The organism is Burkholderia ambifaria AMMD (genome assembly GCF_000203915.1).
GTDB lineage: Bacteria > Pseudomonadota > Gammaproteobacteria > Burkholderiales > Burkholderiaceae > Burkholderia > Burkholderia ambifaria.
Map to the genome: position 1 here is coordinate 1,845,568 of NC_008390.1, position 16,210 is coordinate 1,861,777.

General features: G+C 67.3%; 14 protein-coding genes. 7 read left to right on the plus strand and 7 right to left on the minus strand.

Translation table 11 applies throughout. The features are described 5' to 3' along the window. Window positions 1-26: 26 nt before the first annotated feature. Both BAMB_RS08415 and BAMB_RS08420 read left to right on the plus strand, forming a co-directional pair. Complete coding sequence (locus BAMB_RS08415; RefSeq protein WP_011656952.1) at window positions 27-1,706, plus strand: bifunctional protein tyrosine phosphatase family protein/NAD(P)/FAD-dependent oxidoreductase; 1,680 nt, start codon at window positions 27-29, stop codon at window positions 1,704-1,706. Between the two features lie 18 nt (window positions 1,707-1,724). Further along, on the plus strand, window positions 1,725-2,531 hold the full coding sequence (locus tag BAMB_RS08420) for a sulfite exporter TauE/SafE family protein (RefSeq protein WP_011656953.1): 807 nt from the start codon (window positions 1,725-1,727) through the stop codon (window positions 2,529-2,531). Between the two features lie 104 nt (window positions 2,532-2,635). On the opposite strand, the gene BAMB_RS08425 is transcribed toward BAMB_RS08420, so the two are convergent. From BAMB_RS08425 to BAMB_RS08440, 4 genes are all read right to left on the minus strand, one after another. Beyond that, the gene (locus BAMB_RS08425; protein WP_011656954.1) at window positions 2,636-3,457 is read right to left on the minus strand and encodes an ABC transporter permease subunit; all 822 of its coding nucleotides are present in this window, start codon (window positions 3,455-3,457) and stop codon (window positions 2,636-2,638) included. Beyond that, complete coding sequence (locus BAMB_RS08430; RefSeq protein ID WP_011656955.1) at window positions 3,454-4,383, minus strand: ABC transporter permease subunit; 930 nt, start codon at window positions 4,381-4,383, stop codon at window positions 3,454-3,456. Before BAMB_RS08430 ends, BAMB_RS08425 begins: the two co-directional genes overlap by 4 nt. Then, window positions 4,380-5,540 (minus strand): ABC transporter ATP-binding protein, encoded by a 1,161-nt coding sequence (locus BAMB_RS08435; RefSeq protein ID WP_011656956.1) that lies wholly within the window; start codon window positions 5,538-5,540, stop codon window positions 4,380-4,382. Before BAMB_RS08435 ends, BAMB_RS08430 begins: the two co-directional genes overlap by 4 nt. An 86-nt stretch (window positions 5,541-5,626) precedes the next feature. Next, on the minus strand, window positions 5,627-6,721 hold the full coding sequence (locus BAMB_RS08440; RefSeq protein WP_011656957.1) for a polyamine ABC transporter substrate-binding protein: 1,095 nt from the start codon (window positions 6,719-6,721) through the stop codon (window positions 5,627-5,629). A gap of 355 nt (window positions 6,722-7,076) precedes the next feature. Here BAMB_RS08440 and BAMB_RS08445 point away from each other — a divergent pair, with 355 nt between their 5' ends. The 4 genes from BAMB_RS08445 (at window position 7,077) to BAMB_RS08460 (ending at window position 11,979) form a co-directional block, all read left to right on the plus strand. Next, window positions 7,077-7,280, plus strand: a complete 204-nt coding sequence (locus BAMB_RS08445; RefSeq protein WP_006493160.1) for a DUF1289 domain-containing protein — start codon at window positions 7,077-7,079, stop codon at window positions 7,278-7,280. 636 nt (window positions 7,281-7,916) lie between these two features. Further along, window positions 7,917-8,555, plus strand: coding sequence for a DUF1120 domain-containing protein (locus BAMB_RS08450; RefSeq protein ID WP_227739437.1), 639 nt, complete (start codon window positions 7,917-7,919; stop codon window positions 8,553-8,555). Between the two features lie 114 nt (window positions 8,556-8,669). Then, entirely contained in the window at window positions 8,670-9,407 is a 738-nt protein-coding gene (locus tag BAMB_RS08455; protein ID WP_011656959.1) for a fimbria/pilus chaperone family protein, read from the plus strand. A 28-nt stretch (window positions 9,408-9,435) separates the two neighbouring features. Continuing rightward, complete coding sequence (locus tag BAMB_RS08460; protein WP_011656960.1) at window positions 9,436-11,979, plus strand: fimbria/pilus outer membrane usher protein; 2,544 nt, start codon at window positions 9,436-9,438, stop codon at window positions 11,977-11,979. On the opposite strand, the gene BAMB_RS08465 is transcribed toward BAMB_RS08460, so the two are convergent. From BAMB_RS08465 to BAMB_RS08475, 3 genes are all read right to left on the minus strand, one after another. Further along, window positions 11,976-12,617 carry an OmpW/AlkL family protein gene (locus tag BAMB_RS08465; RefSeq protein ID WP_041491181.1) on the minus strand — a complete coding sequence of 214 codons (642 nt, stop codon included), beginning with the start codon at window positions 12,615-12,617 and terminating at the stop codon, window positions 11,976-11,978. The two genes, BAMB_RS08460 and BAMB_RS08465, sit on opposite strands and share 4 nt — an antisense overlap. Window positions 12,618-12,682: 65 nt before the next feature. Beyond that, entirely contained in the window at window positions 12,683-13,873 is a 1,191-nt protein-coding gene (locus BAMB_RS08470) for an NAD(P)H-dependent flavin oxidoreductase (RefSeq protein WP_011656962.1), read from the minus strand. Between the two features lie 128 nt (window positions 13,874-14,001). Next, entirely contained in the window at window positions 14,002-15,438 is a 1,437-nt protein-coding gene (locus BAMB_RS08475) for an aldehyde dehydrogenase family protein (protein WP_041491182.1), read from the minus strand. A gap of 267 nt (window positions 15,439-15,705) precedes the next feature. On the opposite strand from BAMB_RS08475, the gene BAMB_RS08480 reads away from it, so the two are divergent. Further along, window positions 15,706-16,071 carry a hypothetical protein gene (locus tag BAMB_RS08480; protein ID WP_011656964.1) on the plus strand — a complete coding sequence of 122 codons (366 nt, stop codon included), beginning with the start codon at window positions 15,706-15,708 and terminating at the stop codon, window positions 16,069-16,071. Window positions 16,072-16,210 lie beyond the last annotated feature (139 nt).

The window sequence follows — 16,210 nt, forward strand, 5'->3', positions numbered from 1 at the left end:
CGCCGCCCCGACCGGAGAACCCCGACATGACCATCCGCCCGCTGACCGACCTGCTGTCGGTCTCGCCCCAGATCGCCGCGACCGACCTGCCCGCGCTGCACGCGGCGGGCATCCGCGCGATCGTCTGCAACCGTCCGGACGGCGAAGGCGCCGACCAACCGACCGTCGCCGAGATCCGCGCCGCCGCCGCGCCGCTCGGCATCGCCGTGCATTACCTGCCCGTCGATACCGGCAAGGTCACCGACGAGCAGGCCGCGCAGTTCGGCGCGCTCGTCGCGACGCTCGCCGGCCCGGTCCTCGCGTACTGCCGCAGCGGCACGCGTTCGGCGACGCTGTGGGCGCTGTCGCAGGCGGGCCGACGCCCGGCCGGCGACATCGTCGCGAGCGCCGCCGCGGCCGGCTACGACCTCGGCGCGCTCGCGCCGCGTCTTGCGCAACGCGTGGCGCCAGGCGTCGATCAGGCCGCACCGGCCGTCGACGCGCGGCACGACATCGTGATCGTCGGCGCGGGCGCGGCCGGCGTCGCGGTCGCGTCGAGCCTGCTTGCGCGCGACGCGTCGCTCGATATCGCGGTGATCGATCCGGCCGATACCCACTACTACCAGCCGGGCTGGACGATGGTCGGCGCGGGCGTGTTCCGGCCCGACACGACCGCGCGCCGGATGGCCGACCTGCTGCCGCGCGGCGTGACATGGATCCAGGCGGCGGTCGCCGGCTTCGAACCCGACGCGCACGCGGTCGTGCTCGACGGCTGCCGGCGCATCGGCTACCGGAGGCTGGTCGTGTGCCCGGGGCTCAAGCTCGACTGGCACGCGATCGACGGCCTCGCGCAAACCCTCGGCCGCAACGGCGTCACGTCGAACTATCGCTACGATCTCGCGCCGTACACGTGGGAACTGGTGCAGGCGTTCCGCGGCGGCAATGCGCTGTTCACGCAGCCGCCGATGCCGATCAAGTGCGCGGGCGCGCCGCAAAAGGCGATGTACCTGTCGTGCGATCACTGGCGGCGCACGGGGCGCCTCGGCGCCGCGAACGTCGAGTTCCTGAATGCGGGCGGCGCGCTGTTCGGCGTCGCCGACTACGTGCCCGCGCTGATGGAATACGTGAAACGCTATGACATCGCGCTGTCGTTCGGCCACAACCTGGTCGCGATCGACGGGCCGGCGCGACGCGCGACGTTCACACGCGCGCTGCCCGACGGCGGCACCGAAACCGTCGAGCGGGCGTTCGACATGATCCACGTCGTGCCGCCGCAGAAGGCGCCCGATTTCGTGCGCGCGAGCCCGCTCGCCGACGCGGCCGGCTGGATCGACGTCGATCCGGCGACGCTGCGGCACAAGCGGCACGCGGACATCTTCGCGCTCGGCGACGTCACCAACACGACCAACGCGAAAACCGCCGCGGCCGCACGCAAGCAGGCGCCCGTCGTCGCGCACAACCTGCTCGCGTCGCTGGGCCGCGCACACGGCAACGCCGCGTACGACGGCTACGGATCGTGCCCGCTCACCGTCGAGCGCGGCAAGATCGTGCTCGCCGAATTCCTGTACGGCGGCAAGGTCGCGCCGACCTTCCCCGCGTGGCTGATCGACGGCAAGCGCCCGTCGCGGCTCGCGTGGCTGCTCAAGGAGCGCGTGCTGCCGCCGCTCTACTGGAAGGCGATGCTCAAGGGCCGCGAATGGCTCGCGAAGCCCGCGATCGCCCGTTGACCGGAACCCGCTGACATCATGCTGATTTCCCTCGTACTCGGCGGCTTCGTCGGCGCCGTGCTCGGCCTCACCGGCGCGGGCGGCGGCATTCTCGCGGTGCCCGCGCTCGTCGCCGGGATGGGCTGGCCGATGCAGCAAGCCACGCCCGTCGCGCTCGTCGCGGTCGCGGGCAGCGCCGCGCTCGGCGCGCTCGAAGGGTTTCGCCGCGGGCTCGTGCGCTATCGCGCGGCGCTGCTGATGGCCGTGGCCGGCGTGCCGCTCACGACGCTCGGCGTGCGGCTCGCGCACGTGCTGCCGCAGCGCGTGCTGCTGGCGCTGTTCGCGCTGACGATGCTGGTCGTCGCGGGCCGCCTGCTACGGCAGGCGCTGCGCAACGCGCCCGGCGACACGGCCGAATCGCCGCTGTGCGTCGGTCGCGTGAATCCCGATACCGGCCGGCTCGTGTGGTCCTGGCCGGTCGGCGTCGCGCTCGCGTCGACCGGCGCGGTGACGGGACTGATGACGGGGCTGCTGGGCGTCGGCGGCGGCTTCGTGATCGTGCCGATGCTGCGCAAGTTCACGAACGTGTCGATGCACGGCGTGGTCGCGACGTCGCTGATGGTGATCGCGTTGGTCGGCACCGGCGGCGTGTTCGCGACGCTCGTGTCGGGCACGCGCGCGCCGCTCGACATGATGCTATGGTTCACGGTCGCGACCGCGCTCGGGATGGCCGTCGGCCGCAGCGCGTCCCGGCACCTGTCCGCGCGGCACGTGCAGGCCGGCTTCGCGGCCGTGCTCGTCTGCGTGGCGTGCGGGCTGCTGGCGAAGGCGGCGTTCGGCGCCTAAGCCGCGCGCCGCACGCGGCGCATACCCCAAAACAAAACGCCCGGCCCGACTCGTCGTCGGCACCGGGCGTTTTTCGTTGCGTGCGCAACCTGCGCGCGAGAACGTCAGACGGCGAACGCGGCCATCCGCTTGCGTTCCTGGCGCAGCATCACGAAGTTCGCGATCACGACGCCGGCCGTCACCGCGATGATGAACAGCGTCGCGAGCGCGTTCATCTCCGGGTTCAGGCCGAGGCGCACGCGCGAGAACACGACGAGCGGCAGCGTCGTCGAACCGGGGCCCGACAGGAACGCCGACAGCACGAGGTCGTCGATCGACAGCGTAAACGCCAGCAGCCAGCCCGCGATCAGCGCCTGCGAGATCAGCGGCAGCGTGATCGTGAAGAACACCTTCAGCGGCGTCGCGCCCAGATCGAGCGCGGCTTCCTCGAGCGACGGGTTCAGCTCGCGCACGCGTGACTGCACGATGATCGCGACGTACGAGATGCACAGCATCACGTGGCCGAGCCAGATCGTGAACACGCCGCGCTCGGCCGGCCAGCCGATCCACTTCGCCAGCTCGATGAACAGCAGCAGCAGCGAGATGCCCTGGATCACCTCGGGGATCACGAGCGGCGCGTTGATCATCCCGCTGAACAGCGCGAAGCCGCGAAAGCGGCCCATGCGCGCAAGCACGAAGCCGGCCCACGTGCCGATGAACACCGACGCGAACGCGGTCAGCACGCCGATCTTCAGCGACAGCCACGCGGCCGTCAGCAGCTCGTCGTCGTCCACGAGCGCCGCGTACCAGCGCAACGAGAAGCCCGACCAGACGGTGACGAGCTTCGACTCGTTGAACGAATAGACGATCAGGCTGATGATCGGGATGTACAGGAACGCGAAGCCGGCAAACAGCGCCGCGAACTGCAGGTAGCGATTCGGCTTCATCGACGGCGGCCCTCCTGCTCCTTCGCCTGGAAGTGCTGGAACATCGCCATCGGCACGAGCAGCAGCAGCACCATCGCGCAGGTCACGGCCGACGCCATCGGCCAGTCTGCGTTGTTGAAGAACTCATTCCACATCACGCGACCGATCATCAGCGTGTTCGCGCCGCCGAGCAGCTCCGGAATCACGTACTCGCCGACCGCCGGAATGAACACCAGCAGGCAGCCCGCGATGATCCCGTTCCTCGACAGCGGCAGCGTGATCTGCACGAACGCGCGCCACGGCCTGGCGCCCAGGTCGTACGCGGCTTCGAGCAGGCGCAGGTCCATCTTCACGAGGTGCGCGTACAGCGGCATCACGAGGAACGGCAGGTACGAATACACCATCCCGATGTACACCGCGTAATTGGTGCGGTACAGCTCGATCGGCGTATGGGTCAGGCCGATCCACATCAGGAAGTTGTTCAGCAGCCCGTTGTTCTTGAGGATCCCGATCCATGCGTACACGCGGATCAGGAACGACGTCCAGAACGGCAGCATCACGCCCATCATCAGCAGGTTGCGGGTCGCCGGGTTCGAACGCGCGATGTAGTACGCCATCGGATAGCCGATCAGCAGGCACAGCACCGTCGTGATCGCGGCGACCACCACCGAATTCACGTAGGTCGCGAAATACAGACTGTCGGTGAGCAGGAACGCGTAGTGCGACAGGTTCAGCGCGATGTGCACCACGCCGTCCGTGTACGACGCGAGCTCCGTGTACGGCGGGATGCCGAGCTGCAGCTCCGCGAAGCTGATCTTCACGACCAGCACGAACGGCACGAGGAAGAACAGCACGAGCCATGTATACGGCCCCGCGACGACCGCCGAGCCGCCGGTCAGGTTGAAGCGCCGCACCGGCCATGCGAGCAGGGACTTGAACGCGTTCATGACGTCAGCACCACGCCGGCGGTCGCGCTCCAGCGCACGTAGATCTCGTCGCCGAGCGACGGCGTGTCGAGCTCGGTGATCGCGAGGCTCGACACGTTCGCGATCACCGTCTTGCCCGCGTCGAGCTTCACGTGATACAGCGAATAGCCGCCCATGTACGCGACGTTGGTGATCCTGCCGCGCGCCCAGTTGAACGCGCCTTCGGGCGGCTTGCGCGTGAGCGCGATGCGCTCGGGGCGCACCGACACCGTGACCGGCATCCCGAGCGGGCCCGTGATCCCGTGGCTCACGTACAGCCGGCTCGGCAGCTCCGGGGATTCGATATACACGTAGTCGGGTTCGTCCTCGACCGTGACGCCGTCGAACAGGTTCGTCGAGCCGATGAACTCGGCCGAGAAGCGGCTGTTCGGATATTCGTAGACTTCGTTCGGCGAGCCGATCTGCACGATCTGCCCTTCGCTCATCACGGCGAGCCGGTTCGCCATCGTCATCGCCTCTTCCTGGTCGTGCGTGACCATGATGCAGGTGACGCCGACCTTCTTCAGGATATTGACGAGCTCGATCTGCGTGCGCTGGCGGATCTGCTTGTCGAGCGCCGACATCGGCTCGTCGAGCAGCAGCACCTTCGGGCGCTTGACGAGCGAACGCGCGAGCGCGACGCGCTGCTGCTGGCCGCCCGACAGCTGGTGCGGCTTGCGCTTCGCGTACTTGCTCATCTGCACGAGCTCGAGCGCCGCGGCGACGCGCTCCTTCAGCTCGGCCTTCGGCGTGCCTTCCTGCTTCAGGCCGTAGGCGACGTTCGCCTCGACCGACATGTGCGGGAACAGCGCATACGACTGGAACATCATGTTCACGGGCCGCTTGTACGGCGGCATCTGCGCGAGGTCCTCGCCGTCGATCAGGATCTTGCCCGAGGTGACCGTCTCGAGGCCCGCGAGCATGCGCAGCAGCGTCGACTTGCCGGAACCCGAGCTGCCGAGCAGCGCGAACAGCTCGCCCTGGCGCACCGTCAGGTTCACGTTGCGCACCACTTCGGTCTCGCCGAATTTCTTGACGGCGTCGACGATCTGGACAAAGGTCTCGGCGCGCGTAGTCGCGCCGGACGAAGGAACGAAGGACGGCGCGCCCGCAACCGGCGCACCCGACTGGCTATTCATGATGTGCTGCTTCTCTCCTGCGTTTGACGAACAAAGCCCCCGGGGGCACCAGGGGCTTCATGACTGCTGGCTCACTTCGGCTCGCGTCAGCGGCCCGATTTCAGCTCGGTCCACAGACGCGTCTGCAGACGCTGGATTTCAGGCGGCAGCGGCTTGAGCAGGAACAGCGTCTTCACGACGTCGGCCGGCGGGTAGACGGCCGGGTCGTTCGCGACGTCCGGCCGCACGTACTTGCGGGCCTCGGCGTTCGCGCTCGGGTAGTACACGGCGTTCGTGATCGCCGCGTGCACCTTCGGATCCTCGATGTAGTTGATCCATTGCAGCGCGGCGTCCTTGTTCTTCGCGTCCTTCGGAATCGCCATCACGTCGAACCAGACCGGGGCGCCGCCCTTCGGAATGTAGTACTCGACCTTGTACGGCTTCTTCGCTTCGAGCGCGCGATGCTTCGCGATCACGACGTCGCCCGACCAGCCGTACGCGAAGCAGATGTCGCCGCCGACCAGGTCGTTGATGTAGCCCGACGAGTTGAACTGCGTGATGTACGGGCGGATCTTCTTGAGCACTTCCATCGCGGCCTTGTAGTCGGCCGGATTCGTGCTCATCGGATCCTTGCCGATGTAGTGCAGCGCCGCCGCGAACATCTGATCCGGCGCGTCGAGCACCGACACACCGCAGGTCTTCAGCTTCGAGAGGTTTTCCGGCTTGAACAGGATGTCCCAGTTGTCGAGCGGGACCTTGCCGAGCGCCTGCTGCGCCTTTGTCAGGTTGTAGGCGAGACCGGTCGTGCCGTAGGCCCAGGGCACCGTGTACTTGTTGCCCGGATCGGCGCCGGCGACGAGCGCCATCAGTTGCGGATCGAGGTACTTGAGGTTCGGCAGCTTCGACTTGTCGAGCGGCGTGAAGATGCCGGCCGCGATCTGCTTGCCCGCGTAGTTGCTGGTCGGCACGACGATGTCGTAGCCCGAGCTGCCCGTCAGCAGCTTCGCCTGCAGCGTGTCGTCGCTGTCGTAATTGTCGTAGCGAACCTTGACGCTCGTCTGCTTCTCGAAGTTCGGGATCGTGTCCTTCGCAATGTAGTCCGACCAGTTATAGATATTGAGTTGCGTATCCTTCGCCGCTGCGGCCGACGCACCGACGCACAGCGCGAGCGCTGCGAACCGGCCCACTACCTTTGCTTTCATCCCGTTCTCCCTCCGGCCGGACCGTGTGTCCGGCTGCCGTCTGCCTCGTCATGGCGGCGCATTGCGGCACGCCACCCCTCGAAAACCCCGAACGCTACCATTATTCGCGCGCCGTCACAAAAAAATCATGCCCGTGTCGCGCAAACGGAACAGATTGCTGTCGCAAGCCGCCCGGGCGGCCCGCACGGCGGGGCGTTCCCGGGGAATTCTATCGGTTAATCGACGCCTGTCCATCAGGAAAAGAAAGCGGTGGCAAAACCGCGTGCGCACCGGCGGCGATCCGGCATCCGGCCGGCCGCCCGGCCTCCATGCATTAAAATGACGCCCTGACGATTTCACGGCGCAAAACCTTCCGATGGCCTCCAATCTCCACGACCTGCCTGACAGCCCCTGCATCGGCGTCTGCTCGACCCTCTTCGACGAAGTCTGCAAGGGCTGCGGCCGCACGGCCGCCGAAGTATCGAACTGGGTGTTCCTGAGCGACGACGAAAAGCGGGCCGTGTGGGAGCGCATCACGCGCGAAGGCACCGCGATGCGCTTCCAGTACGACAAGCTGTAAGCCGTCCCGCGTCGGCGCATGCCGACGCGATGCGCCCGCCCCGGGCGCCGCTGGCCCGATCATGGGCCGGCCGCCGGCGGGCCTGACCCAGCCGCACTTCTCTCCCCCCGCCTCACCACCGCACTCGCTCCGTCTCGCGATCGCTGCGACGCCGCTCCCGTTTCCATTCCGAGTTCCCGCTGCCAGCAAGCGCCATCGGCGCAATGACGCCGCGCGTCCTCCGTCACGATCATCCATCGCCAACCGGCATGCCGCGGTTGCGCCTCGCGCCTCCCCTTTTTTCGATATTGTCCGCTCAGATTGAATCCAATCCACTCGCTCCTTATCGAAGCTGAAAAATATTACATCTGACATTCGTAACGATCGAAACACCAGTTCCCATCGATAAATCGGATTATTTTCTCGATTAAATTCTATAAATACCATGGAAATAGCCGTAAAAATCTGTACAAGTACGATTTCAATTCTTAAATCTAATTGATAAATTCCATCCGCTCTCCGGAAATTATGGTGAGCGATTTATCTTCCACCAATCGAAAAACCGGACCACCGAATTGACTTCGGAATTCCGGGTAATTAAAGGAAACCGCTCAGATGAAATTCGTTAAGATGACGAACCAAGCGTCGCACGTCGTGATGGCAGGTCTGCTCGCCCTGGGGAGCGCATCGGCGTTCGCCGACTCGTTCGACGTCAAGGTCACCGGGACGATCAAGCCCGGCGCCTGCACGCCGACGCTCGCCGGCGGCGGCACGTTCGATTACGGACTGATCGGCTCGGCCGAACTCAGTCCGACCGCGCCCACGCTGCTCGCGGTCCTGTCGGATTCGATCACGATCACCTGTGACGCCGCCGCCCGCGTCGCACTGAGCGCGCAGGATAATCGTGCCGGCACCCGCGCATTTACCGGCAGTATCAATTTCTTCGGCTCATCCAACCCGGTTAGCGGGCAATTCGGCCTCGGTTCGGCTGGCGGCAAGAATATCGGCGCTTTTGCATTCCGTTTCAGAACGAACTCGTTCACGGCGGATGGCGCGGCGGTCGATTCGATTTATTCGAGCACCAGCGGCGCCACCTGGGGGACGTCCAACGGGGTCGCCAGCAACACCGGCGGCTACGAGTCGTGGGCGAAGAAAGGCCAGACTGTCCCGGTCGCGGCGAAGGTCTTCACCGGCACGCTCGACGTGCAGGCCGCGATCGACAAGACGTCGAATCTCGACCTGAGCCAGGAAATCAATCTCGACGGCCTCGCCACCGTGTCGCTCGTGTACCTGTAATTCCGGTACGCGTCTTTCCTCCGATCGCGTCGATTGCCTGACAGGCATCGACCGCACCGCCGCTTCGCCGAAGCGGCGGCGCGCAGCACGATTACCGCCTAACCTGCCACCGCCATGAAATTCCCTGCACGCCATACCCTGCGGGCGTCGTTGCTCGCCCCGCTCCTCGGTTGCCTGATCGGTTCGAGCGTCGTACACGCGATGGGCGTCGTGCCCGAGACGTCCGTGGTGATCGTCGACGAAGCCGACGGCGAAGGAACGATCTCGGTCAGGAACACCGACACCCACCCGACACTCCTGCATACGACGGTCGAGCCCATCCCCGAGGACAAGGCCGAGCTCCTCATCGTGACGCCCCCGATCGCGCGTGTCGAAGGCGGTGCGGTGCAGCTCGTCCGGTTCGTTCTCGCCGGCAACGAGCCGCTCGTCACGCAACGCCTCGCCCGCGTATCGTTCTCCGGCATTCCGCCGAAACGCCAGAACAAAAACGAGATCCAGACGATCATTCGCCAGAACCTGCCGGTGCTGATCCAGCCGCAAGACCTCGCGCGCAACGACCGGCCATGGGAACTGCTGAAGTGGTCGATCGAGGACGGCAAGCTGATCGTGCGCAACGACAGCCGCTATGTGGTGCGTCTCGAACAGAAAGTGCAGTTGCTGCCGTCGGGGCAGATCGTGTCGCTGCCGGCACCCTACGTACTCGCCGGACAGACCCGCCGGATCGCGCTGGCCCGCGAGGCCGCGACGCCGGAGCGCGTGCGCCTCTTCCCCGCCACCGTCTACGGCTACTCGGTCGATCACTACGACGCAGCGCTTGCCCCTGCTGCGGCCGCTGCGGCCACGCAACGGTAAGCACCGCGTCTTCGATTCCGGATCTGCGATGTCAGGTGCCATTCGTGGCCCGCGCGGCCTCTTCGCGCTCGGGCTGTCCGCCGTCGCGAGCTGCATGCCGTGCGCCGCCGCCACCAACCCGGGCAACACCGCACCCGACACGGTCGAGTTCGACACCGGCGCGCTGCGCGAGCACGGGATCGACGCCACGGCGAGCCGCTATTTCGCGCACGCGCCGCGCTTCATGCCCGGCACGGCTTCCGTGCGGTTGACGGTCAACGGCAAGCGCGCCGGCCGCGCCGATGCGCGATTCGACGACAACGGCAACCTGTGCGCGACGCCCGGCCTGCTGCGCGCGGCCGGCCTCGTCGTGCCCGACGCGCTCCGGGATGCGACTGCGGCGACCGCACGGAGCGCCGGCGCCGACACGCCGCCATGCTACGACTACCGGCGCGCCTATCCGCAGACGATCGTCACGCTGCGCCCGGCCGACGGCGCCGTCGACCTGGTCGTGCCGCCCGACGCACTCGACACGGGCCGGCGCACGCCCGACATGTTCGAGCACGGCGGCTTCGCCGGGCTCGTCAACTACGACCTGCTCGCGATGACGACGCGCAATCCGGCCGGCACGTCGCAATACTGGCAAGCCACGACCGAAGCCGGCTTCAACGCGGCGGACTGGATCGTGCGCAGCAGCCAGATCGCCACGGTCGTGGATGGCCATGCCGGCATCGATCATCAGGCAGCCTACGCCCAGCGCACGTTCGCCTCGCGCGGCGCGACGCTGCAGGCCGGGCAGATCGTCCCGCGCTCGACGCTGTTCGCGATCGGCCGGACGTTCGGTGTGCAGATGTTTCCGGACGAAGCACTCGCCGTCACGCCCGGCGCGGCCGCACGCGTGACCGGGATCGCACGCACGCAGGCGCGCGTCGAGGTACGCCAGCTCGGCGTACTGATCCATGCGTCGCAGTTGCCGCCGGGGCCGTTCACGCTGACCGACCTGCCGCTCGTCAGCGGCAGCGCGGATCTCGACGTGACCGTCGTCGAGGCCACCGGCGACGTGCAGCATTTCATCGTGCCGGGTTCTTCGCTGCCCGGGGCCGGGCTCGCCGCCGCGCAAGGGCTGGCGATCGCGGTGGGCCGCCTGCAGAACGACGGCTACGCACAAGCGCCGTGGCTCGCGACCGCCACGCGCGGCTGGCAGATCCGGCAACGCGCGCGGCTCAACGCCGGCATCCTCGTGTCATCGCCGTTGCAGTCGGGCGCCGCGAGCGTCGAATTCGCACCGCTTGCCGGCGTCGCCGCGGCCGTCGGCGTCGATCTCACCCGCGCCGCCGGCCGCAACGGCGCGCAGACGCGTATCGCGCTGTCGAGCAACGGCGACACGCCATTGCGCGCCAATGTGTCGTTCGTCCGGCGCACGTCCGGATACCGTGAACTGACCGATGCGGTGCGGTCGACCGACGCATTCACGCCGCCGGCGCGCACCCAGTTCGCGGCGGCGCTCGGCTGGCACGATCGCACGCTCGGCATGCTGTCGTTCGACTACACGCGCGTCGCGGTATTCGACGGCCCCGCGATGCAGCGCATCGCCGGCGCATGGACTCGCCCGCTCGGGCGGGGCTCGCTCGCATTGAACGTGAGCCGGACGTTCGGCACCCGCGGCGCCATCGGCACCCAGGTTTATCTGAGCGCGACCGTGCCGATCGGCACGCGCAGCGTCAGCGCGTTTGCGAACGTCACCGGCGACTCGGTGCGTTCGGGCGCCCGCTATTCCGACACGTTCGGCCGGACCGGCAGTTACAGCGTCGCGGCCGACTACGACACCGCGATCCGGTCGCCGTCGATCCGCGCGACGGTCAGCGCCACGCCGAAGCATGTGCGCGCGATCGTCAACGCGGGCCTCTACGGCGCCGATCGCGCGACGCTCGGTGTCAATCTGCGCGGTGCGGTCGCGCTGCTCGATGGTGTAGGCATGCTGTCGCCGTACGAGATCCGCGACACGCTCGCACTCGCCCGCGTCGGCGATCGCGCCGGCATCGAACTCGTCACGCCGTCGGGCCCGGTCTGGACCGATCGCCACGGCCGCGCCGTCATCGCATCGCTGCCCGCGTACACGCAAACGCTCGTGCGGATCAACACGAAAAGCCTGCCGCGCAATCTCGACCTGAAGAACGGCATACAGACCGTCGAAGCCGGCCGCGGCTCGGTCAGCCGCGTCGAATTCGCCGTCGAGCAGACGCGACGCGTGCTGCTGACCGTGACGCTCTCGAACGGCGCGCCGCTGCCGGTGCTGTCGACCGTCGTCGACGACGACGACCGGTTCGTGACCGTCAGCGGAAGCGAAGGCAGGTTGCTGCTCACGGGCGCGCAACTGACGACGCCGCTGCGGGTCGCGTTGCCGGACGGCGCGTACTGTCGCCTGGCGATCGCGCTGCCGGCCACGCCGCCCGCGACGACGCGCTATTACGAGCGGGCCGACGCGCGCTGCGAGTCGGTGCCCGCGTCCGTCGCGCAAGCCGCACAAAAAAAGAGCGGCATGCCGACTGACATGCCGCCAACCCCAACTCTGTTCTTGTCCGAACGCGCCTAGAACTTCATCCCCACGCCCACGCCGACGATCAGCGGATCGATGTGCAGCGTGCCGATGCCCTTGTCGCCGAGCGTCGCGTCGGTGCTCATCCAGATCTTCTTCACGTCGACGTTCATGAACACCTTCTTCGTGAGCTGCACGTCGACGCCGAACTGCAGCGCCGGACCGAAGCTGCTCTTGTTGATCGACACGCCCTCGCCGCCGACGTTGAGCCCGTTGTTGTAGAAGTACGTATAGTTCAGGCCCGCGCCGACGTACGGGCGCACCTTGCCGGCATGGTTGAAGTGGTACTGCAGCAGCAGCGTCGGCGGCAGCACGCCCACGCCGCCGAGGTTGCCGAGACTCGACGTCATCTGGTGCCGCGACGTGCCGAGGATCAGTTCCACGCCGAGGTAGTCGCGGATCATGTACGTGAAGTCGAGCTCGGGCACGATCGCGTTGTTCACGCCGGTATTGATCGCGCCCAGCGTGTCGCTCGCGCGCTCGTTCGGCTGGATGCTGATCGCGCGCAGCCGGACCAGTACGTCACCCTGGTTGATGCCGTCGCCCGGCGAAGCCGCGTGCGACAGCGAAGGCAGCGCGGCGAGACTCGCCGTGATCGCGGCAGCGGTGACACAAGTTCGAATCGTTTTATGCATGGTGCGGACCCCTGAAGAATGCATTCCATTCTCCCTGTAGGGTCTTTCGAGCATCTTGATATTCGTCAAGCCAGCGTAAACATCGGACGGTTTGTCGCAGGCTCCGCCGCGCGGCCCGTCAGCAGCAGATCGAGCAGATCGCGCACACTGCGGATCGCGTTGCCGAACGGCAGCGCTTCGCGGCCGCGGAAGAACAGGCCGTTCGCGACGTCGCCGCGCAGCGCGGCCGCGAGCCGCGTGTCGATGCAGAAATGGCCGAACTTCTCGATGCCGTCGCGCAGCCCGCAGACGCTCAGGCATTCGAGCGCGGTCGGGCAGCGCTGCCGGAACGCGCCGAGCTTGTTGCGAATCCGCGTTTCGTTGCGCAGGTAGCGATCGAGCCAGGGCGTCTTCACCGCGCGCGCCGGCAGCCCCGTCACGCTGACGAATTCGACGATGTCATCGGGCTGCGCATCGGCCAGCACACGCTTGAAGTTCGGATGCGCATCGCCCTCCTCCGTCACCGCGAACGGGGTGCCCACCTGCACGCCGTTCGCGCCGGCCGCCAGCGCCGCGCGCACCGTGTCGTGACTGTTGATCCCGCCCGCAACGATCAGCGGGATCGTGTCGCGCGCGAGGCCGAGAGACGCCATCACCTGCGCGGTCTCGTCGAGCACGCGCGCGAAATCGAAGCGCGCATCGTGCATGTCGTCGATCTGCGTGACGCCGAGGTGGCCGCCCGCATGCGCGGGATGCTCGATCACGATCGCATCGGGCAGCCGCCCCTTCTTCATCCACTTCTTCAGCACCAGCGCGATGCCGCGGCTGTCCGACAGGATCGGGATCAGCGCGATGTCGTACCCCTGCGTGAGGTCGGGCAGATCGAGCGGCAGGCCGGCGCCCATCACGATCGCATCCGCGCCCTCGTCGCACGCGACGCGCACGTAGTCCGCATGCGCGCTCACCGCCTTCATCACGTTGACTGCGATCATCCCGCGCCCTTCGCTGTAGGTTTTCGCGAGGCGAATCTCGCGCGCGAGCGCGTCGAGGTTCGCGGCTTCGAGCGTCGCGCGGTCGGGATTCGCGCGGCAGCGCGCGAGCAGGTCCGCATGGTGGTGACGCAGGTCGATGCTGGCGATCGTGCCGAGCGCGCCTTCGCGCGCGACGCTGCCGGCGAGGCGGTGCGCGGAAATGCCGACGCCCATGCCGCCCTGCACCACGGGCAACAAGGTGCGGCCGCGAATCTCGAGCGGCGGGAAGGAAGTGCGTGCGATCATCTGAACCTCGTCGAAACATCGAAAATCGGAAACGCGATGATCGACGATCCACCGGTGCGCACCTTGACGGCCGTCAATAAAAAACGGCACGCGAGCGTGCCGTTTCGGGTCATGCGGGGGTAAAACGCTCAGGCAGGATTCGCCGGCTTGAGCTGCATCGACTTGTACTCGAGATACTCTTCGAGCCCGTACACGCCGTTCTCGCGGCCGTGTCCCGACTGCTTGTAGCCGCCGAACGGCGCGGCGCCGTTCCACATGCCGCCGTTGATGTCGACCTGCCCCGTGCGGATGCGCCGCGCGACGCGCATCGCGCGTTCGTCGCTGCCCGCCCACACCGCGCCGCCAAGCCCGTACGGCGAATCGTTCGCGATGCGCACCGCTTCATCTTCGTCGCGATACGTGATGATTGACAGCACCGGCCCGAAGATCTCTTCCTGCGCGATCGTCGATTTCGGATCGACGCGGCCGAACACGGTCGGCTTCACGAAGAAGCCCTTCGCGAGCCCTTCCGGCAGGCCCGTGCCGCCCGTCACCAGTTCCGCGCCGTCGTCGATCCCGCGCTGGATATACGCCTGCACGCGCTGCTGCTGCGCGGCCGACGCGAGCGCGCCGAGGCGCGTCGTTTCGTCACGCGGATCGCCCGCGACATACGCTTCGGCCGCCTTCTTCGCGATCTCGCGCGCCTCTTCGTAGCGCGCCTCCGGCACGAGCATCCGCGTGTGCGCCGAACAGGTCTGGCCCGCGTTCAGGTAGCACGCGTTGACCGTGCCCTTCACCGCCGCCGCGAAATCGGCATCGTCGAGGATCACCGATGCCGACTTGCCGCCGAGTTCGAGCGCGACACGCTTCACGCCCGCGGCCGCGAGTTCGGCCACGCGCTTGCCGGCACGCGTCGAACCGGTGAACGACACCATGTCGACGTCCGGATCGGTCGCCAGCACCTCGCCGACGACCGGGCCATACCCGCACACGAGATTGAACACGCCCGGCGGCAGGCCCGCTTCGTGAATCGCTTCGGCGAGCATGAACGCGTTGAGCGGCGCGACTTCGGACGGCTTCAGGACGACGGTGCAGCCGGCCGCGAGTGCCGGTGCGACCTTCAGCGTGATCTGGTTGAGCGGATAATTCCACGGCGTGATCGCCGCGACGACGCCGACCGGCTCGCGCACGACCAGCGAGTTGCCGACCGTCGCCTCGAATTCGAACGATTCGGCGAGCTTCGCGTACGCCTTCCAGTTGTAGATCGGGCCGCCGACCTGGATCGCGCGCGACAGCTTGATCGGCATTCCGACTTCGCCGGTGATCGACTGCGCGAGTTCCTCGCTGCGCGCCTGCAGGCGCTCGACGATCTTGCGCAGGTAGCCCGCGCGCGTCGCGGCCGGCGTCGCGGCCCATGCGTCGAATGCCGCGCGCGCCGCGCGGATTGCATCCTGCGCGTCCGACGCGACGCCTTCGGGGATCCGGCCGATCACGGCCTCGGTACCCGAGTCGATCACGTCGATCGTGCCCGTGCCGGCCGGTTTGCGCCATGCGCCGTCGATGTAGAACTGGTCGTAGATTTTCATCGTTTTCCGCCTCCAGGGAAGCCGACATTCTAGCGAGCGTTTCCGTCCGCTGGTGTGACGATTGACAGCCATTCGAAAGGACCCGGCGCTATCGCGCCCTTGCTGTGCCGCCGGCGACGCAGGCCGGCGCGCCCTCCGCGCAGCCGCCGCCGCGTCAGGATCCGCCCGGGTGCGCGGGCAGGCTCGCATCGTGCTATGTTTTTATTATCGGCATCGGCCCGTTGCGGCCGGCGCCGCCCGGAATCGACGCATTTCGTGAGCGCTGCCATGTCCGACGCATCCCACACTCTCGGCTCGCAAGACCGCCTGGAACTGCTTTGCTGGCTCACCTGCGGCAATCTCGGCGCGTTTTACCTCAACGAATCGTGGCCGGACGCCACGTTCCAGGTCCAGGCCGCGCACCGCTGGCTCGACCGCCATCACCGTCAGGCCGACTGGCTCGCGGTCGCCCGGCTCGCGGCGCTCGCGCAGGACATCGCGAAGCGGCATGCGGGGTTCGTCGACGCGTCGTGGGCGCGCGACGCAGTGGAGGAAATCGTCGATACCGACGATCTCGACTATCGGGCGAAACTCGTGCAATGGGTGTACGAAGACTGCTGCAAGGCGCTCGCGGACAAGCGGCTGGCCGATTGAGCCGCATCTGGAGCCGCATGCGTGCAGGCGGCTCACTCGCTATGCGCATAGGTTTTATCGTCGATGCGGACGCAGCAGCCGGAATCGCTGGCGCGGTATGGTGCACGCGCACCGCCCGCTGAGCCGGCGCGCGCGATGC